At 64.9% G+C, this 18,146-nt stretch carries 16 protein-coding genes; 11 read left to right on the top strand and 5 right to left on the bottom strand.

The window, feature by feature from the left end; all coding sequences use genetic code 11:
* The 5 genes from E2C06_RS27080 to E2C06_RS27060 all read left to right on the top strand — a co-directional run bounded on the left by E2C06_RS27080 (window position 1) and on the right by E2C06_RS27060 (window position 5,705).
* On the top strand, window positions 1-1,074 hold the full coding sequence (locus E2C06_RS27080; RefSeq protein WP_133291709.1) for a branched-chain amino acid ABC transporter permease: 1,074 nt from the start codon (window positions 1-3) through the stop codon (window positions 1,072-1,074).
* Window positions 1,071-1,874 (top strand): ABC transporter ATP-binding protein, encoded by an 804-nt coding sequence (locus E2C06_RS27075; RefSeq protein WP_133291708.1) that lies wholly within the window; start codon window positions 1,071-1,073, stop codon window positions 1,872-1,874. The genes E2C06_RS27080 and E2C06_RS27075 overlap by 4 nt, the downstream gene beginning before the upstream one ends.
* A complete protein-coding gene (locus E2C06_RS27070) occupies window positions 1,871-2,644 on the top strand; it encodes an ABC transporter ATP-binding protein (RefSeq protein ID WP_133291707.1) in 774 nt (257 codons plus the stop codon). The genes E2C06_RS27075 and E2C06_RS27070 overlap by 4 nt, the downstream gene beginning before the upstream one ends.
* Entirely contained in the window at window positions 2,617-4,464 is a 1,848-nt protein-coding gene (locus E2C06_RS27065; protein ID WP_133291706.1) for an AMP-dependent synthetase/ligase, read from the top strand. Before E2C06_RS27070 ends, E2C06_RS27065 begins: the two co-directional genes overlap by 28 nt.
* Before the next feature lie 65 nt (window positions 4,465-4,529).
* Window positions 4,530-5,705 carry an ABC transporter substrate-binding protein gene (locus E2C06_RS27060; protein ID WP_133291705.1) on the top strand — a complete coding sequence of 392 codons (1,176 nt, stop codon included), beginning with the start codon at window positions 4,530-4,532 and terminating at the stop codon, window positions 5,703-5,705.
* A gap of 176 nt (window positions 5,706-5,881) precedes the next feature.
* On the opposite strand, the gene E2C06_RS27055 is transcribed toward E2C06_RS27060, so the two are convergent.
* The 3 genes from E2C06_RS27055 to E2C06_RS27045 all read right to left on the bottom strand — a co-directional run bounded on the left by E2C06_RS27055 (window position 5,882) and on the right by E2C06_RS27045 (window position 9,790).
* Window positions 5,882-6,193, bottom strand: coding sequence for an HU family DNA-binding protein (locus E2C06_RS27055; protein ID WP_133291704.1), 312 nt, complete (start codon window positions 6,191-6,193; stop codon window positions 5,882-5,884).
* Between the two features lie 482 nt (window positions 6,194-6,675).
* Window positions 6,676-7,650 carry a tripartite tricarboxylate transporter substrate binding protein gene (locus E2C06_RS27050; protein WP_241671495.1) on the bottom strand — a complete coding sequence of 325 codons (975 nt, stop codon included), beginning with the start codon at window positions 7,648-7,650 and terminating at the stop codon, window positions 6,676-6,678.
* 358 nt (window positions 7,651-8,008) lie between these two features.
* On the bottom strand, window positions 8,009-9,790 hold the full coding sequence (locus tag E2C06_RS27045; protein WP_338324235.1) for an MBL fold metallo-hydrolase: 1,782 nt from the start codon (window positions 9,788-9,790) through the stop codon (window positions 8,009-8,011).
* A 345-nt stretch (window positions 9,791-10,135) separates the two neighbouring features.
* On the opposite strand from E2C06_RS27045, the gene E2C06_RS27040 reads away from it, so the two are divergent.
* The 4 genes from E2C06_RS27040 to E2C06_RS27025 all read left to right on the top strand — a co-directional run bounded on the left by E2C06_RS27040 (window position 10,136) and on the right by E2C06_RS27025 (window position 13,312).
* On the top strand, window positions 10,136-10,930 hold the full coding sequence (locus E2C06_RS27040) for a DUF3489 domain-containing protein (RefSeq protein ID WP_206664706.1): 795 nt from the start codon (window positions 10,136-10,138) through the stop codon (window positions 10,928-10,930).
* Entirely contained in the window at window positions 10,930-11,631 is a 702-nt protein-coding gene (locus E2C06_RS40435) for a recombinase family protein (RefSeq protein ID WP_133291702.1), read from the top strand. The genes E2C06_RS27040 and E2C06_RS40435 overlap by 1 nt, the downstream gene beginning before the upstream one ends.
* 144 nt (window positions 11,632-11,775) lie before the next feature.
* On the top strand, window positions 11,776-12,636 hold the full coding sequence (locus E2C06_RS27030) for a phosphate/phosphite/phosphonate ABC transporter substrate-binding protein (protein ID WP_133291701.1): 861 nt from the start codon (window positions 11,776-11,778) through the stop codon (window positions 12,634-12,636).
* A gap of 58 nt (window positions 12,637-12,694) precedes the next feature.
* On the top strand, window positions 12,695-13,312 hold the full coding sequence (locus E2C06_RS27025) for a recombinase family protein (RefSeq protein ID WP_277751878.1): 618 nt from the start codon (window positions 12,695-12,697) through the stop codon (window positions 13,310-13,312).
* Here E2C06_RS27025 and E2C06_RS27020 read toward each other — a convergent pair.
* Complete coding sequence (locus E2C06_RS27020; protein WP_133291699.1) at window positions 13,302-14,123, bottom strand: isocitrate lyase/PEP mutase family protein; 822 nt, start codon at window positions 14,121-14,123, stop codon at window positions 13,302-13,304. The genes E2C06_RS27025 and E2C06_RS27020 overlap by 11 nt on opposite strands.
* Window positions 14,124-14,391: 268 nt before the next feature.
* On the opposite strand from E2C06_RS27020, the gene E2C06_RS27015 reads away from it, so the two are divergent.
* Window positions 14,392-15,600, top strand: coding sequence for an MFS transporter (locus E2C06_RS27015; RefSeq protein WP_133291698.1), 1,209 nt, complete (start codon window positions 14,392-14,394; stop codon window positions 15,598-15,600).
* Between the two features lie 288 nt (window positions 15,601-15,888).
* Here the strand turns inward: E2C06_RS27015 and E2C06_RS27010 are convergent, their stop codons facing one another.
* Window positions 15,889-16,857: an SDR family NAD(P)-dependent oxidoreductase gene (locus E2C06_RS27010; protein WP_206664705.1), complete on the bottom strand. Its 969-nt coding sequence runs from the start codon at window positions 16,855-16,857 to the stop codon at window positions 15,889-15,891.
* A gap of 219 nt (window positions 16,858-17,076) precedes the next feature.
* On the opposite strand from E2C06_RS27010, the gene E2C06_RS27005 reads away from it, so the two are divergent.
* Window positions 17,077-18,042, top strand: coding sequence for a Bug family tripartite tricarboxylate transporter substrate binding protein (locus E2C06_RS27005; RefSeq protein ID WP_165982690.1), 966 nt, complete (start codon window positions 17,077-17,079; stop codon window positions 18,040-18,042).
* Window positions 18,043-18,146: the final 104 nt, after the last annotated feature.

Genomic DNA, 18,146 nt, shown 5'->3' with positions numbered 1-18,146 from the left:
GTGAGCCAGCTCAAGACCAGCTATGAACAGGACCTTAGCCTCGCTGGCACGCGCTCAAACGTGGTCTGGTATGGCTTGCTGCTCGCTTCTTTGCTGCTGGTCCCACTTGCGTTCAGCGAGTTTTATGTTGGCGAAATGTCTTTTGTCCTGATTTATTCGATCGCCGGGGTCGGACTGATGCTGCTGACCGGATATACCGGGCTGGTCAGTCTGGGACATGCTGCCTTCCTCGGCATTGGGGCTTATGCCAATGCCATCCTGCTGTCCCGCGGTGTGCCCTTTGTTTTGTCGCTACCGCTCGCTGGCTTGATCAGCGCTGCTGCCGGTGTAGCGATCGGAATTCCGACTCTACGCATGAGTGGACTCTACCTTGCCATTGCTACTCTAGCTTTCGGAAGTATCGTGGTGCTGGTTGGGGAGAAGTGGCACGGCCTGACTGGCGGGTTCGACGGTCTTCCAGTGCCCACACCATCTATCCTGGGAATCGCCGTCGAGGAACCGACCGGCATCTACTATCTTGCGCTTGCCGTGCTGGTGTTCGTGCTTTTCGTGGCAATGAACATTCTACGTACCCCGCTCGGCCGTGCATTGGTGGCGATCCGAGATAGTGAAATCTCGGCGCAGTCAATGGGCATCAACCTAGCATTTTACAAGACAGTTTCCTTTGCGATCAGTGCCGGCCTAACCGGGCTCGCCGGCGCGCTGTTCGGCCACTACGTGCGCCATCTCGCACCGGACTCGTTCGGCATCCTACTGTCAATCCAACTCGTGACCATCGTCTTTATCGGTGGCCTCGGCTCGCTGCACGGTGCAATCTTCGGTGCTGTCTTCGTCGCTCTACTGCCACAGGCGATCGCGCTCGTGCGGGATGATCTCCCGTTCGGCATTGGACAATTGCCGGGGCTAGAGCCCTCGCTTTTTGGTCTGATCCTCGTACTGGTCATCATGTTCGAGCCGACCGGCATCCATGGTCGGTGGCTGAAGCTGAAGCGCTATTTTCTGGCCTTCCCGCTGCACCAGCGCACCTCGTTCCGTCGGCAGAAATCCTACGCCAAATCGGAGCGCCTGCGATGAGCGACGAATTTTTCTCCGCCCGCGACATTGCCATGCATTTCGGCGGCATCCGCGCCGTCGAGAGCGTCAGCTTCGACGTGCAACGCGGAGAGGTGTTTTCGATCATCGGACCGAATGGCGCCGGCAAAACCACAATATTCAACATGATCAGCCGCATCTATACGCCCACCGCCGGTACGCTGAATTTCGACGGACAAGACATCACCCGGATCGCACCACACCGGATCGCTCGGCTGGGCATAGCGCGTACCTTCCAGAATATCGAACTGTTCACCAACGCGACGCTGCTACAGAATCTGCTAATCGGCCGACACTCTCATTCCACTGCGCCGCTGCTTTCTCAGTTAGCCTTTCTGCCGAGTGTGCGACGCGCTGAAGTGGACCATCGCAAGCGAGCCGAGGAAGTGATCGAGTTCCTCGACTTACAGCGCTACCGCGACCAGCTAATCGCTAACCTGCCCTATGGGGTGCGCAAGGTGGTAGAACTGGGTCGAGCACTGTGTAGCCAGCCTAAGCTTCTGCTGCTCGATGAGCCCTCCTCAGGTCTCAACACCGAAGAAACCGAAGGAATGGCCTTCTGGATTGAGGATATAAAAAAAGACCTCAGTGTCACCATCATCATGGTCGAACATGACATGAAGTTGGTTGCCGCCGTTTCGGACCGAGTCATGGCGCTGAACCAAGGCCGCATCCTGGCCATGGGCAGCTCGGCCGAGGTCCAAGGTCACCCCGACGTGGTTCGCGCTTACATCGGTGGCGAGCCGGAGGCGCCTCGGGTCGAATCGGTGGCTGCCGCATGAGCATACCTCTCCTGCGCGTTCAGGGCATCGAGACGTTCTATGGCCCTATTCAAGCCATCCGCGGCGTCTCACTCGAGGTTCCGGAAGGAACAATCGTCACAGTGCTGGGTGCAAACGGTGCGGGCAAAACGACCATCCTTCGCACCATTTCCGGCGTGCTCGACCCTGACCGCGGCGAGGTGATCTTTGACGGTTCGAACATCGTCGGCCTGACACCTGATAAGGTGATGCGGCGCGGCATATGTCACTCCCCGGAGGGACGGGAGATCTTCCCGTTCTTGAGCGTCGCCGAAAACCTGTTGATGGGCTCGTACACTCGCAGTAATCGAGACGAAGTCGCACGCGATCTCGAAATGTGTTTCGGTTATTTCCCGCGTCTTAGAGAACGCGCGAGTCAGCGCGCGGGCCAACTTTCCGGTGGCGAGCAGCAGATGCTGGCGATCAGCCGAGCGCTGATGGGGCGGCCGAAGCTACTTCTGCTCGACGAGCCATCTCTCGGCCTATCCCCACTCTTGACCTTGCAGATTTTCGAGATCGTTAAGCGAATCAACCGCGAGCGCGGGGTGGCGATTCTCCTGGTGGAGCAGAATGCCCACATCGCACTCAGGACCGCCGACTACGGCTACGTGCTGGAGGTTGGTCGCGTTGTAGTAGAGGACACTTGCAAGCGGCTAATGGAGAGGGACGACATCAAGGAGTTCTACCTTGGGCAGAGGAACGAAGGCACTCGCGGGCGGCGGCGTTGGAAAAAGAAGAAGCTCTGGCGATGACATTGGAGCACGCTGATCCTGCGAAGGGCCCAAACGACGCGACGGTTCCCGCCATGGTGTGGGCACGTATTGCTTCCCATAGCGGAGAGACGATCCTTCGTAAGAAGGACCACGGCATTTGGAAGCCGATCTCCTGGGCCGAGCTCGGCGCTCGCGCTCGTGCTGTTGGCAGCGCTCTCAGAGCCGACGGACTGGCGCTCGGCCAGGTCGCCGGCATATTGTCCGAGGCAACGCCAGACTGGATCGCAGCAGACCTCGGCATCCTTGCTGTTGGTGGCGTCAGTGTTGGCATTTACCCCACGGACGGCAGTCCTGCGGTAGCTCACACACTGCAGCATTCAGGCTGCTCGGTTCTGTTCGTTGAGAATGAGGAGCAGCTCGACAAGGTTCTGGATATTCGCAATGGCTGCCCAAACCTGCGCCGCATCATTGTCATGAACACAAAAGGGCTGCGCGATTTCAGCGACCCTATGTGCGAGAGCATCGAAGGCCTCGTGGCGCGCGGCCGGGCTGTCGACCAGAAGGATCCGGAAGCTTGGCAGCGCGGCATTGATGCGATCGCTCCGAGCGATCTTGCTGTGCTCGCCTACACCTCTGGCACCACAGGCCGGGCACGCGGAGTCATGTTAAGCCATAGAAACATCATGGCTCAAGTAACTGGGACGGCACGCTTGACTGGGCAGACAGCGGCTGACGAGCGGCTTGCCTTCCTACCAATATGCCATGTCACCGAGCGCATCTTAGGGCTTTACCAGTCGCTATATTGCCGCTCGATCAGCAGCCTGGTCGAGAATGCCGAGACGGTGCCGGAGAACTTGCGCGAGGTGCGGCCTACTGTGCTTATCGCGATTCCCCGCGTATGGCAGAAATTCTACTCGGGTATTGCGGTGGCATCTGCCGGCGCGGCGTGGCTGCAGAAGACACTGTATGAATGGGCATTCCGCTTGTCCGCGACATGTGTCGAGGCTGAATTGGCTGGTCACACAAGCCGCGGAATGCTGACCAAGCTTGCCGATCGATTGGTTTTACGCCGCGCCCGCCGTGCCGTGGGATTGGACCGATTGCGTGTGGCTTGGGTCGGCGGAGCACCTGTATCGCCTGCCCTACTACGCTGGTACCGAACCTTCGGCGTTGACCTGCGGGAGGTCTATGGCCTTACGGAATGCGGCGGTCTTGCTGCTACAGCGCCAGACGGTAGGCTTTGTCTGGGCAGCGTTGGTGCTGCTGTGGCGCATGGCGAGGTTGGTATTTCACCCGAGGGCGAAGTGCTGGTGCGCGGCGCGCATGTCTGTTTTGGTTATTGGAATGACCCGCTTGGCACCGCCGCGGCCCTGGAAAGCGGCTGGCTGCGCACTGGTGACCTTGGCCGACTCGAAGAAGGCCTGCTGACGTTGACGGGTAGACGCAGCAATCTGCTGGCACTCCCCGACGGCGCGCAGATAAGCCCGGCAATGTTGGAAAACGAGTTGGCGCTGAGCCCGTACATTGCCGATGCGCTAGTGCTGCGTCACGGTCGCGGATTGTGCGCCTTGGTGATGATCGAGATCGAAGCTGTGGAACGATGGGCGCAGGACAACAATGTGCCCTACACTGGCTTTGTCAGTTTGGTGCGCACACGCGAAGTATCCGAGTTGATCGGGAGCGCCATAGAAAAAGCCAATGCGCAGGCTCCGGCCATCCGGCGGATTAACAGTTACCGTGTAATTGACCAGAACCTGGCGCCGGGTGATCCCGAGCTGACGCCGATGATGAAGCTTCGGCGCGAGTTGGTGATCGAACGCTTTCGGCCGATGATCGAGGAAATGAGCTGCGCTGCCTGATCCGCTAACGGGTAGGTGGTCAGAGTTGTTCATACCGGTGATGAACGGGACACGAGGAGGGATGAATGCGTCGAACAATCCGTGCCGTAGCTGGCATGCTTGCACTCCTCGCCAGTTTTACCGGCTTACGAGCACAGACCGTGCGCGGCGTCACCGACACTGAAATCGTAATAGGCACTTACACCGATTTATCGGGCGTGACCGTTGCCTGGGGTGTTAACAACTCGAATGCTATCCGGATGGCATTCGACGAGGTGAATGCTAGGGGCGGGATTCATGGGCGCCGTATCCGCTACATCGTCGAAGACAATCAGTACCAAGTGCCACGCTCAATCCAAGCATCCAATAAGCTCATCAACCGCGACAACGTGTTTCTTATGATTGCCAATGGCGGCACGCCGATGAACAACGCTGTGATGCCTGACCAGTTGGCTAAGAACGTGCCGAACATGTTCCCGCTGACGTCAGCCAGGTCGATGTACTGGCCCTACCACCGTTTGAAGTTCGGCCTAGCGTCCTCGTACTATGACCAAATGCGTGCGGCAGTGAAGCTACTCGTCGAGCAGCGCGGTAAGAAGACGCTGTGCGCCATGTACCAGGATACGGACTTCGGGCGCGACGTGATGGAAGGCGTCCGAGACCAGATGAAGGCGATGAACGTCGCCCTGGCCGCCGAGACGGCACACAAGCCAACCGACGCGGATTTCTCCGCCGCCGTAGCCAAGCTGCGCGATGCCAAGTGCGACGTGATCCTGCTGGGTACGATCGTGCGTGACACCAATCAGATCGTCGCCGCGGTGCGCAAAATCGGATGGGACGTGCCACTCATGGCCCAGGTTGCGGCTTATGACAGCGCTGTGGCTGAGGTCCCTGGGGGCGTAACTGAGGGGCTTGAGTGCATGACCTCGGTCTTATTCGTCGGCAAGGATGACCCGCGCCCAGCGGTTCAGGCGTTCCAGAAAGGGTACCGCGAAAAGTATGGTCGTGATCCGAACTTTGCCGCGCAAATCGGCTACTCGGCAGCACAGGTGTTGATTGAGGGCCTTACCAAGGCAGGCCGCAATCTTTCCCTCGACAGCTTTGTGGCCGGAATGGAGTCCATCAGAGACTTCAATGATATTTTCGGCTCTCCGCCTATGACGTACGGTCCCAACGTCCGTCAGGGTTCAAATCAGAGCTATGTTGCGGTCGTGCGTGCTGGAAAGTGGCAGCTGTCGGTGGAGAAGCCAGTCGGATACTGATATTCCGCCGCTGACGCAGGGGCCCTATTGCGACGCTGTGGTCCATGAAATGCGCTCGAACGAATGTTGTTGTGATTAGCTCGGGCCCGCTCTTGCGAGCCCCGCTTCGAGTATGAAACCTGAGGGTGCCGCCCCACCAGGGCAGGGACGTGACTGTGGGCACCTGACCGCCGGCATCAGTCTTTTTTGGCTTTTCGCTTCGCCTTCTTGAGCCCGGCGAGAGCGGACTCTTTGAGCGAAGGGCTGGCCTTGAACCTGACGGTCGCACCGGCCTTCACCGCCACCTTCTCGCCCGTGCGCGGATTCAGCGCGGTACGCTTCGGCGTCTCGCGGACGATGAATGCCCCGAAGTCGGGCAGGGTGAAGCGCCCGGTCTGGATGATCTCGTCCTTGATCGCAGCGATGATATCCGCCGCGAGCCGATTGGCGGCAATGGCCGGCATCTCAGCGGACTGGACGATGACATCGGTGAGGAACTTCTTCGACATGCACACGGGCCCCTGTAATGCGGAGCCCTTTATGCGCAATGGGTGGTCTTGTCACGAGAATGGTGCACTTGCGGGAGTGAGACTCGTCCGGCGGATGTACGACACTGGCCACCACTCCGGTTTTTACCCGCACCTGGAATATCCCCAAAATCGGGGATAAGTCTGTGAGCAACTGCTGGACGACTCCGGCCTGTCTGGCAGCAAAGCTTAGGTTTTTGCTGCTGCCCCTGGTGCCGGCGCTTGAAAATCGGGCATGTGGGCAGATTCACGCTGTGTTCTTGCCGTATGGCCCAAAACAGCGTCGAAACCTGCAGCATGAGCCCCTATATAACACTCTCTGCCGCTGCCCTCCGCATTCTCGCCGACGCACAGCGCGCACGGCAGGCGCCTGCAATGACGTCCCCCGCAGTCTGCTTGAGAGCGGCCTCTTCGAGAAGGCCGGGCGCCAACGACGTGGTCGGCTGTGGTGCGCTGATGCCCGCTCAGCTATCGGCCCGAATGCCGTTGTCGCGCACCACGCGGCCCCAGCGTTCGATCTCGTTCTCGTAGAAGGTGGCAAAGCTTTCGCCCGACGTTGCAAGTACATCCATACCCTGCGCCTCGACCCGCGTTCGCACCTCTGGCTCCGCCAGGATGCCCGCCAAGGTCGTTTCCATCCGCCGCCTGATCGTCTCGGACACCCCCGCTGGAGCGAAGACCGCCCACCAGGTCGGCGCCTCGAAGCCGGTGAAACCCTGCTCATGGAAGCTTGGCACGCCGGGCAGATCGCGCCAGGACGCACGTGTGGTCACCCCAAGCCCTTTGAGGGCCGCATTCCGGACATGCGGCCCGCCGACCGGGGCATTGGTGACGAACAGCGGCACCTGACCCGCAAGGGCATCCTGTAACGCCGGGGCACCACCACGATAAGGCACATGGGTCAGCTGCACGCCGGCGAGATTGCTGAGCTGTACCATAGCCATGTGCATCAGAGTGCCGATGCCGGCGGTCGCGTAGTGGATCGATCCCGGTGGCCGCTCGCGCGCCATGGCTACAAGGTCGTGAAAGCTGCGCCAGAGGGTCGAGGGATGAGCGGTGACGACCAATGGCCCCCGCCCAATAAGCGTCACCGGCGTGAAGTCACGCCGCGTGTCGTAGGGGAGGGTCATGATCGAAGGGATGATCGTGTGGCTATCGACTGCCAGCAGCCATGTGTAGCCATCGGCCGCTGAGCGGGCGACCTCTGCCGCCCCGACCGAACCCGTGGCGCCGGGACGATTTTCAATGACGACAGGCTGGCCGAAGACCGCTTGTAAGCGAGGCTGCAGGATGCGGGCGAGAATGTCGACTGAGCCGCCTGGTGGCCAGCCTACGAGCAGGCGGACCGGGCGAGCAGGCCACACTGCATCCTGTGCGATGGCCAGATTTGATGCGGTGGGCGCTGCGAGTAGCCCTCCAATGAGCGTGCGACGCTGCAAGGCGTGTCCTCCCGGAATAGTCTTTTTATGTACGGCAGCATGCCCGACAGCGGCACGTCTTGGCGAGCCTGCGCTTGGTTGAGCGCGTGTCGGCTAACGAATGTCCGGACCCGCACCCTGCGGCACTCCGCCCGTTATGCCGATGCCGGTGCGGGGCGACATCATCGGTACCGGAAAGAGGCGATCTGCCTCCGGATCCGCTCGGAGAATGAAAGGACACCACCCGACTATCCGCTTGGCTTGCGACCAGAGCAGAGCGAATGGTCGATTACGCGCCGCGATCAGTGCCGGCACGCCGCCCCGACCGGCCTCCCGGCGGGGCTTGGGCTCGTAGCACCCGGCTTATCGGGTGCCTCAGCTAGCAGCCCCCCATCTCGCGGCGGACTAAGGTGCCAAAATCATCCAGCAGCCCAAGCTTCGCCGGATCGAGCTCGCGAGGCCGCGTGTCGATCAGGCACAAGGTGCCAAGGCAGAAACCGGCGGCGTCCCTGATGGGGTAGCCCGCGTAGAACCGAACGTGTGGCGCTGCAGTGACTACAGGGTTGTCGGCGAACCGGTCGTCGAGCCGCGTGTCCGGTACGACCATCACTTCGTCGCCGAGGATCGCATGAGCGCAGAATGAAAGATCCCGATGGGTCTCGAGAAGTTCGAGGCCGTAGCGAGACTTGAACCACTGGCGATCGCGGTCGACCAAGGTGACGAGCACGATCGGTACTTCGAAAACCGCTGCCGCCAGCCGGGTCAGACGGTCAAAGCGTTCATCCGGTGGCGTATCCAGGATATCCAGCCTGCGCAGGGCGGCGAGACGTTGCTCCTCGCCCGGCGCCAGCTCGGCACGCTCCCAGCGGCATGCTTGGCGCAGCATCCAGGCGCGCACGCGCGCCTGCAGGTAAGCGGAGGAGAAGGGCGCCTCCAGCCGCTCAGTCTCGCAGGGTTCCTGGTCCCGCGCGTCGTCTCTGCCGGTCTGAAGAAGGACGACCGGTAGGTTTCGTGCATCCTCGATTGGCAGCTGCCGAATTGCACGGCATGCCGCCATTCCGTCGATCACTCCCGGAGAATGCTCGAGTAGGACGAGCGACGGGCGCTCCGCCTCAACAAGACCCACCACCTGTTGGCCGCTCTGGCTGAGCGTTACGCGGAAGCCGTCGGTCCGAACTGCTTCAGCCAGAAGAGCGGTGAGCGTGGGGTCGACCGCACCAATCACCACTGATTGCTGGAGCAGGGCAGCCGGTTCCGCTTTCGCAGGTGATGCATTCTGTTCGGCTGGTAGCGCCTCACTACGCCCGACAAGCGTGAGTACCTGCCCTTCAGCTGCTGCAAAGACACGCAGCGGGCTCTCCGCACCGAGGCTTACGGCCAACCTCTGTACGATCTGATCGATATCGCTGTCATGCCGTTCGGGGTCATGATGCGTCAGCGCCAGAGCACGCGCTTCAGCCAACTGACATACTCGCGCAGCGTACTCCCCGGTGCTGTGGCCCCAGCCGACCCTCCGACCATACTCTTCGGGCGTGAACTGCGCATCGTGAATAACGAGATCCGCCCCGCGCAGGAACTCGATGTGGCGGAAATCCTCGCCGGTCACATGCCCCTGTCCAGTTGCCAGTTCCCGGGTGTGCGGCTCGTGGTCTGACGCGTAAACGAGTGAGGCTCCATCGGCCTGCAGCCGGTACCCGAGCGTCAGGGCGGGGTGGTTCAGGTACCGCGTGGAGACCCGCACGTCGCCGATCTGCAGAGTGCCTTCTACCAGCTCGTGATAGTGGATGTCTGCTCCGAGTTCCTCCAGGGTTACCGGGAAGTAGGCGGATTGCATCTGCCCAGCGAGTGTTTCCTGGAGCGACTGCCGCACGCCTCGCGGGGCGTAGATGTCCCATCGGTTTTCCGGCGAGAAAAGAGGCGCGAAGAAGGGCAGGCCTTGGATGTGGTCCCAATGCGTATGGCTAACCAGGAGGTGGCCGGACTTGCTCCTGCCAGCCGATGCCAGGAGGTTCTGTCCCAAGGCATGCGCACCCGTGCCGCAATCGATGACGAGGAGTGTGCCCGCGTTTGTGACGACCTCCACACATGCCGTACTGCCGCCGTAGCGGAGAAGGTTTACCCCGCTCTTCGGGATAGATCCCCGCGTGCCCCAGAATCGCACGTACACTGGACGATCCTCCAAGCGCTTGCGGCTGGCACTGCCATAATGGGCTGGTCCGTGCCGACTTCAAAGCGAAGCTTGGCTTGTCTGCTGATTTGAAGCACGCGGGCCGAATGCAACTTACTGACCGCGGCTCGCTGAAGTCGACACATTCAGACCGCTGGCGGTCTCCCAGCCTGGGGCCTCTATTCTGCTGTTCCGCTATTTTCGGCTTCACTTCGCCACAACACCGAGCGAATGGAGTGTTGCGCCGGGCAGCAGCCAGGGCGCTGCCCCGACCGGCTCCTCGGCGGGGCTAGGGCTCGTAGCACCCGGCTCCTCGGGTGCTGCCACAGGAGCCCCGAGATGGCCCTTTCCGACACCGCCCGCCGCATCCTCGCCGAGGCCGCCCAGCACCTGCTGCGGCTGGCTGCGCCGCCTGACAAGCTGCCGGCCGCAGCTGCCCGAGCGGTGCTGAACAACCTGCTCAAGCAGGGCTACGTTGAGGAGTGCGCGGCGCCTGACGAGCTGGCCGGCCTGCGCTGGCCTCAGCAGGATGGCACCCGGCCCACGGTGCGCATCACCAAGGCGGGAATGGCGGCCATCGGCGCCGCGCCGGCCGTCCCCGAGCCGGAGGCAGGCGTAACCCCTGCCAACGCGGCCCAGGAGCCCGGCAGCGCGCCGCTGGCGCCCGCTGCGGCGCCGGATGCCCATGAGGACCCGACCGTCACCGAGGCCGCCGAGGCGCCCGCTACGACTGCCCCGCTGCGCGCCAGCCTGCGCGACGCGGCGCACCGCGTCCTCGCCGCCTGGGACGGCAACACCGACGAGCGCGCAAGCCTGCCCGACGCCATCACCGCTCTCCGCGCGATCCTGGTGAAGCCTGTGGCGACATCCCGCATCGCCGGCCCGCGCCAGCCGCGGGCAGGCACCAAGCAGCAGCAGGTGCTCGCCATGCTGCGCCGGCCGGAGGGCGCCACCGTCGCCCAGATCATGGCGGCCACTAGCTGGCAGGCCCACACCGTCCGCGGCTTCTTCGCTGGCCTGAAAAAGCGCCAGAACCTCGCGGTCGCGGCCGCCGAGCGGGTCCGGCTGGTCGGGCCCGGCAAGGAGGGGGCCAAGGGCAGCTACACCGTCTACCGGGTCGCAAAGGCGGGCTGATGCGGCCGGCGCTGCACCACGACGCCACCAGGTTGGCAGTCGGGTACCTGCGGGTCTCGACCGCCGAGCAGGGCCACAGTGGCCTCGGGCTAGAGGCCCAGCAGGCCGGCGTCCGGGCCTATGTCGAGGCGCAGGGTTGGACCCCGGTGGCCGAGTACCAGGACATCGCCAGCGGCAAGGACGACCGGCGGCCGGGCTTTCAGGCGGCGCTGGCCCGCTGCCGCCAGCTTGGGGCAGTGCTGGTCGCTGCCAAGCTCGACCGGCTCACACGACGGGCCCACACGCTCTCCGGTCTGCTCGAGGAGGGTTACCAGATCCGGGCGGCCGACATGCCCGGGGCCGACGACCTGATGATGCGGATCTACGCCGCCATGGCGCAGAAGGAGCGGGAGCTGATCAGCGAGCGGACCCGCGCGGCGCTGGCGGCTGCCAAGGCCCGTGGGGCGGTGCTGGGCGGCGACCGAGGCTACCGGCCGGCGGAGGGCCCCAGCGCCGCCGCAGCGACCCAGGCGCGACGTGTGGCGGCGGAGCGGGCGGCGCACCGGCTGGCCCTGGAAGTGGACCGGCTGCGGGCCGAGGGGGTGGTCGGGCAGGCGGCGATCGCGCGGGCGTTGACCGAGCGCGGGGTGCAGACGCCGCGGGGCGGCGCTAGATGGACGCATACAACGGTCGCACGGGTTCTGGGGCGGGCGGCTTCCTGAGCGCCTCAGTAGAGCAGCCGAGATGGGTCAGAAGCCAGACAAGCCGGGCCGGCGCGTGGTTGTCGGCAATGCACCGCCTAACAGTCGGGCTCCCATGGGCGTCAGGCGCTGAGGCATGCTCTGATAGTCCGGAGGAGCGAATTGATGCCGGTTGAACGTCGTACCCTGCTTCTTGCAGCCGCTGCGGTACTGCCCGCGCCAGCCCTGCGCGCTCAGGGCGTTCCGCTACACTGCGCGGTCGGGCCCTTCCAGCCGACGCTGAGCGACACCCGCCGTGCCTACGAACCTTTCTTCCAGCGCATGGCCGCGGCAGTCGGCCGGCCGCTCGACCTAACCGTCACCGCGGACTGGGCGGGCATCGCAGTCGCTCTGTCGACCGGGCAGGTCGACCTCGCCTGGATGGGGCCTTGGGGCTACGTGCTGGCGAAAGACCACGCCAATGCCGAGGCGCTGGCCGTCGTGAAGTATCAGGACAAGCCGACCTACCAGGCGATCATTCTGGCCCGCCCCGACCTGGCGATCGCCCGCTTCCCGGAGGATGCGAAAGGCCTCTCCATCTCCTTCGCCGATACCGGGTCGACCAGCGGCTGGCTGGTACCCCACTACTGGTTCAAGACCCAGGGCATCGACCCGCGGACTTATTTCAAGTACCGCGACGGCTCCTCGCATCCCGCGAACGTCATCGCGGTCACCAATGGCCAGGTCGACCTGGCGACCGACTACGACCGCAACCTCGCTGCCATGGTCGCCTTTGGGCGGGTGAAAACGGATCAGGTGAAGATCGTCTGGCAGTCCGACCCGCTGCCAAACGACGCGTTGGCGGTGCCCGCCGACCTGGACTCGGCCTTGAAGGCGACGCTGAAAGAGGCGGCGCTCGGCATCGACGCCGCCACGGCATCGCAGGCCATGCCGGCGAACTACACCGGCTGGGTTGCCGCGCAGCCCGACAGCTACGCCATGATCGAAGCGGCCGGCCGCGCGCTGGGACGCATCGGCGGCGGATGATCCGCCGTACCGTCTGGCTGCTCGCGTTGGTGGCGGTCTACGGCGCCTGCATCGCGGTGTGCACCCCGACCTACCGCGGCTCTGGGCTGGTTCGCCGCGCCTTGCCGCGCTCATCAAAGCGCATCGCATAAGCCAGCGAGTCCGCCACCTCGGCAGGGTCCACCGGGCTCAGTTTGGCGCGGTGCTCCTGGCCGCCCGGCTCGATCGGATCACCCGGCGTGCCCACACCCCCTCCGGGCTGCTGGAGGAGGGCTACGCGATCCGGGCCGCCGACATGCCGGGCGCCGACGACCTGATGATGCGGATCTACGCCGCCATGGCGCAGAAGGAGCGCGAGCTGATCAGCCAGCGCACTCGGGCCGCGCTGGCGGCTGCCAAGGCTCATGGAGCGGTGCTAAGTGGCGACCGGGGCTACCCGCCAGTCGAGGGTCCGGGCGCGACCGCAGCGGCCCATGCGAGGCGTTTGGCGGCGGAGCGGGCCGCGCACCGGCTGGCCCTGGAGGTGGAGCGGCTTCGCGGCGAAAGCATCACCGGCCAGGCGGCGATTGCTCGGGCGCTGATCGAGCGCGGAGTGCCGACGCCGCGGGGCTCGGGCGCCTGGACCCAGACGACGGTGGCGAGGGTACTGGCGCGCTTCGGCGGCATCATCGACCCGGGAAGCCGCGTCACTGCATGAAGCGGTTGATCTCAGGGGTGGGCAGTGATGTCTCGATGTAGCCGAAGCTGCCCCGCTCCTTCACCTCGCGTGCCGCCTCCACCAAGCCGGACATCGCGGCGCGGTACAGCGAGGTGGCCAGGCTAACCCGCTTCACCCCGGCTGCCGCGAGCTCCGCAACCGGGAACGATTTCCCCTTGATCCCCGCCATGAAGTTGAAGGGGCGCGACAGCGCGGCGCACACCACGCGCACTGCCTCGAGGTCCGGCAGGCCCGGCGCCATCAGCACCTCCGCCCCGGCCGCCTCGTAGGCGCGCAGCCGCGCGATGGTGTCGTCGAGGTCCGGGTTGCCGCGAATGAAGTTCTCCGCCCGTGCGGTCAGCACAAAGGGGACACCAGAGCCGTGCGCTGCCTCCGCTGCCGCCTGTACCCGAGCCGCGGCCTCCTCCATGCCGTAGAACGGCCGCTCGGGGCGGCCTGTTGCGTCCTCCACCGAGCCGCCCACCAATCCGATACTGGCTGCCAAGCGGATTGTCTCGGCCACGCCCGCGGGCTCGTCGGCGAAACAGCGCTCGAGGTCGGCCGAAACTGGCAGATCGACCGCTTCGACGATGGCCCGAGCATGGGCGAGCGCCTCCTCCCGCGTGACCGCCCCATCGCGCCGACCGAGAGTGCCGGCGCATGCGCCCGAGGAGGTCGCCAGCGCCTCGAAGCCGAGCCCTGCAAGCACTCGGGCCGAGCCGGCGTCCCAGGGGTTCGGCATCACGAATGCACCCGCGCGCCGATGCAGCTCGCGAAAGCGCTCTGCCTTTTCGACTTGGCTCGCCGGCATCGTCCGATCCTCCCTAGAATGTTGAGACGATGCTAGGCCCTGGGCCGTCCAACGGTCCACGACGGCTTGTCGGCGCCTGCGTGAGTGTTGGAGGCGGGCATGCACGCCGGGGCACCGTGGCACCATTTGAAACTACCCCTCGCTACCCGCAGCTAGCGCATGGCCCGCCTGCAATACGGAAGTTTGCGCCGCGGCCACGATCTGGGACGATGCTGCCCGCAGCAGGGCCTGGTTCCAGTCAGCAGGGGCTCCGCGGGAGAAAACGCCAATGGAACGACACTACGGCTGGGTCATCGTCGCCGTCGGGGCGCTGATGGGCTGCATCGGCATGGGGTCGCTGTTCTCCCTCGCCGTCTTCCTCGATCCGATCGCCACCGATACCGGCTGGTCGCGCGTCGGCATCTCCGCCGCGATGACGATCGCTTTCCTTGCCATGGGGGTCGGCGGCTTCGGCTGGGGCTGGGTCAGCGACCGTTACGGTTCGCGGATCGTCGGCATCGCCGGGGGGGTGCTGCTGGGCATCGGGCTGGTGCTGGCCAGCCGGGCGACAAGCCTGCTCGCCTTCCAGCTCGCCTACGGCCTGTTCCTCGGCACGGCCGTCGGCGCCTTCTTCGCGCCCATGATGGCGACGGCCAGCGCCTGGTTCGACCGCCAGCGGGCGCTCGCCGTCTCGCTCGTCTCCGCGGGGCTCGGCATGGCGCCGGTGACCGTGGCGCCCTTCGCCCAGTGGCTGCTCTCCGGCCATGACTGGCGCGCCGCGCAGCTCGTGATTGGGCTGGTCGCCTGGGTGGTCCTGCTGCCGGCCGCGCTGCTGCTGCGCCGCCCGCCAGGCATGACCTTGGCCGCCACCGCGGCGACCTCAACGGCGGGCAAGAACTTCACCGCCCGCCAGGCGCTTGGCTCCCGGCAGTTCGTTGTGCTCGCGGCGACCTTTTTCGCCTGCTGCCTCGCGCATGCCGGGCCGATTTTCCATGTGGTGAGCTACGCCATGATCTGCGGCCTGCCCGCCGTGGCCGCCGTCAGCGTCTACAGCCTGCAGGGCCTGGCAGGGCTCGGTGGGCGCCTGCTGCTGGGCGTGCTCGCCGACCGGCACGGCGCCAAGCCGGTGCTGATCGGCGGGTTGCTGCTGCAGGCCCTAGCGATCGGGGCCTTTCTGCCGGCCCGCGGCCTCGGCGAGTTCTATGCCGTCGCCGCGGTCTTCGGCCTCGCCTATGGCGGGGTGATGCCGCTCTATGCGGTGCTGGCGCGCGACTACTTCGGCCCGCGCATCATGGGCACGGTGTTCGGCGCCGCGACCATGGTCTCCTGCCTCGGCATGGCGGCGGGGCCGGCGGTCGGCGGTTGGATCTTCGATCGCTTCGGCAGCTATGCGGGGATGCATCTCAGCTCCCTGGTGATCGGGCTCGGGGCCGTGGCGATCGCCTTCACCTTTCCACCGCTGCCCCGGATTCGGGCTGAGCGCCTCAGGCCGGCGTAGCACCCGGTCAGGGGCCAATTACGGCGAGCGCAGACTCGACGGCGGTGCTCGCTATGTCGGCTTCGCCGTGCTCGCAGCCGTCAATGCCCGTGGAGATGCAGTGGATGGTAACAAGAGCTACCGGCCGGTTGGGAGGGCCCAGCGCCGCGACATTGGCAAAAACACCTGGATCTACACGGCGGTACCGCGCGTGCTTACGCGATTCGCTGACCCCACCGCCTAGCCGAACCGGCGCACGATCATTGCTCCGGTCTGGCCACGTAGTGCACGGCAAGTGAGGGTGTCGCATCAACGGCTACGAAACCCGCCCTCCACGGTGGGTGGCGCAGGGCTCGGGGCGTAGAGGTTGCCAGTTGTGCTTGGTCCGGGCGGAGCCTCTTCCATCTGCACCCGTTGGATCACATCGGCGGCGATGCGCGTCGTGAGCCCCGGCGCGAGTTGCGAGCCAAGAACGGCCGCCGCCGCCTTCGATCCGATAGGGAACTCCCCGGCCGGCGCGTGGACAGCAGCCCAAACGATCGCGTCCGCGACCGCCCTCGCGCTGTCCATCCATGGTCCACGCGCCTCACGACCCGTGTGGTTCGCCGCGTTGGCCCAGAAGGGCGTGTCGACCGCCCAGGGCAGGATCGTGACAATACGTACGCCTTGCAGACCACCCAGGCGGAGCTCCTGTCGTAATGCGCCATCCAGGCCGATGATGGCGTGCTTGGTCGCGGCGTAGGATGCGTGATAGGCGAGCGGCACCCGCCCCTCGACGGAAGCCATGTTCAGAAGCGTGCCGTGTCCCTGGGCGCGGAAGCGGCGCAGCGCGGCATGGCTGCCGTAGATGACGCCCTTGAGGTTCACATCCACGATCCGAGCATGGTCGGCGACGGGGATTTCCTCGAAGCGGCCGATCGAGGCCACGCCCGCGTTGTTGAACCAGATGTCGATCCGGCCGAAACGCCGCTCGGCAGCTTCTGCGAGGGCTTCCGCGGCATTCGGATCACTGACGTCCATGGGAACGACGAGAGCCTGGCCACCCGTTGCGCGGATTGACGCTGCTGCATCCTCGAGCGCCTCAGCACGACGCGCGGCCAGCACAACGTTGGCGCCGAGCGAACCCGCCCGCTCGGCGACGCCCCGCCCAATGCCGGAGGAGGCGCCTGTGACCACCCAGGTGCGGCCAGCGATGACGCCGCGATCGGCTTCGCCCGGCGTCGGCTTGGCGCATGCGACCGGCAGTATCAGAAGAATTGCAATCAGGAAGCGTGGCACTGGAATGTCCTCTTCCCGCAAGAGGTAGCCGGGGGTTGGTAGGAACGACGGGACACAGGTGCCGTTTCGCTGCCCCTCCTACACCACTGGGCAACGGTCGCTGGTCGCACCAGCGGCCAAGGGCCTGACATGGCCAGGCGGCGGCTGGCCGAAAGCGAATATAGATGCTGGCGCGCAGGGGAGTCGAAACCTTCAGCGCCAAACAGGGAGCATCAGTCCATGATACGACCCAGCTTCACTCTTGCCGCATTGCTGCTCACGGTGGCCACTACACTCCCAGCTACCGCGCAGGAACGTACGGTTCGGATTCTGAGCGGTGCCTCTGCCGGTGGCTCCTCAGACTTCGCCACGCGCCTCCTGGCGGACGCGCTGGGGCCGATCCTTGGTGTTCGCGTAGTGGTGGAGAATCGTACCGGTGTGAACGGGATCGTCGCTGCGCAGGAGACAGCGCGGAGCGCCCCGGACGGATCGACAACCTTCGTCTGTCCGATGAGCACCATGTCGATCACGCCGCAGCTCGTCGGTGCGAACCTGCCCATAGACCCGGGCACAGAACTGCTACCGATCGCCAATGTCGCGCTTTCCTCTTACGGCTTCGTCGTCGCCGCGAACGGACCTTACCGCAGCGTGCAAGACGTGCTGGTGGCGGCCCGCGCGCGGCCAGGACAGGTGAGCTTCGCCTCGGCCGGTGTCGGCTCGGCCCAGCACCTGCAGGGGGAACTGCTGAAGCAGAAGACCGGCGTGGAGATGGTCCACGTTCCCTATCGCGGCGCGAGCCCCGCGATTGTCGATATCCTGGGCGGCCGCGCTGACTTCATGATCACCAACATGGCCGACGTGACACGCCAGGTGCAGGACGGGGCGCTGCGGCTGCTGGCGATCTCGGACGAAGAGCCATTCCCGCTGTTTCCGGACGTGCCGCCACTTTCGCGGCTGATACCGGGCTTCAACGTGGTCGGCTGGTTCGCGCTCTGCGGTCAAAAAGCGATGACGCCCGAGTTGGTGGATCGCCTGGAAGCGGCCGTAGGCCGCGCCATGACTGACCCCTCGCTGGTCCGCCGCATGGCTGAGGGCGGGCTGACCCCTCGCTTCGAGGACCGCGCAACCATCACACAGCGTCTCGCGGCCGACCGCGCGCTTTGGCTCAATGTCATCCGCGCCGTCAACTTGCGTGCCAGTTATTGATCCGGCCTGGGCGGTCTTGAAGGCGAGTAGGATCCGTCCAGGTTGGGGGCATGAAGCATGTGGACATGCGCAAGCTGCCGGCGGCGGCGCAAGAGGAACGTCGG

This window comes from Dankookia rubra (genome assembly GCF_004355005.1).
GTDB classification, from domain to species: domain Bacteria; phylum Pseudomonadota; class Alphaproteobacteria; order Acetobacterales; family Acetobacteraceae; genus Paracraurococcus; species Paracraurococcus ruber_A.
The sequence above is the reverse complement of the archived record's forward strand: the minus strand, read 5'-3'. Positions and strand labels throughout refer to the sequence as shown.

Coding starts and splice junctions, on each gene's coding strand:
- E2C06_RS27030 (WP_133291701.1), top strand. CDS start 11,776: ATGCCGGTTGAACGTCGTACCCTGCTTCTTGCAGCCGCTGCGGTACTG.
- E2C06_RS27005 (WP_165982690.1), top strand. CDS start 17,077: ATGATACGACCCAGCTTCACTCTTGCCGCATTGCTGCTCACGGTGGCC.
- E2C06_RS27040 (WP_206664706.1), top strand. CDS start 10,136: ATGGCCCTTTCCGACACCGCCCGCCGCATCCTCGCCGAGGCCGCCCAG.
- E2C06_RS27055 (WP_133291704.1), bottom strand. CDS start 6,193: ATGTCGAAGAAGTTCCTCACCGATGTCATCGTCCAGTCCGCTGAGATG.
- E2C06_RS27060 (WP_133291705.1), top strand. CDS start 4,530: ATGCGTCGAACAATCCGTGCCGTAGCTGGCATGCTTGCACTCCTCGCC.
- E2C06_RS27075 (WP_133291708.1), top strand. CDS start 1,071: ATGAGCGACGAATTTTTCTCCGCCCGCGACATTGCCATGCATTTCGGC.
- E2C06_RS27020 (WP_133291699.1), bottom strand. CDS start 14,123: ATGCCGGCGAGCCAAGTCGAAAAGGCAGAGCGCTTTCGCGAGCTGCAT.
- E2C06_RS27070 (WP_133291707.1), top strand. CDS start 1,871: ATGAGCATACCTCTCCTGCGCGTTCAGGGCATCGAGACGTTCTATGGC.
- E2C06_RS27015 (WP_133291698.1), top strand. CDS start 14,392: ATGGAACGACACTACGGCTGGGTCATCGTCGCCGTCGGGGCGCTGATG.
- E2C06_RS40435 (WP_133291702.1), top strand. CDS start 10,930: ATGCGGCCGGCGCTGCACCACGACGCCACCAGGTTGGCAGTCGGGTAC.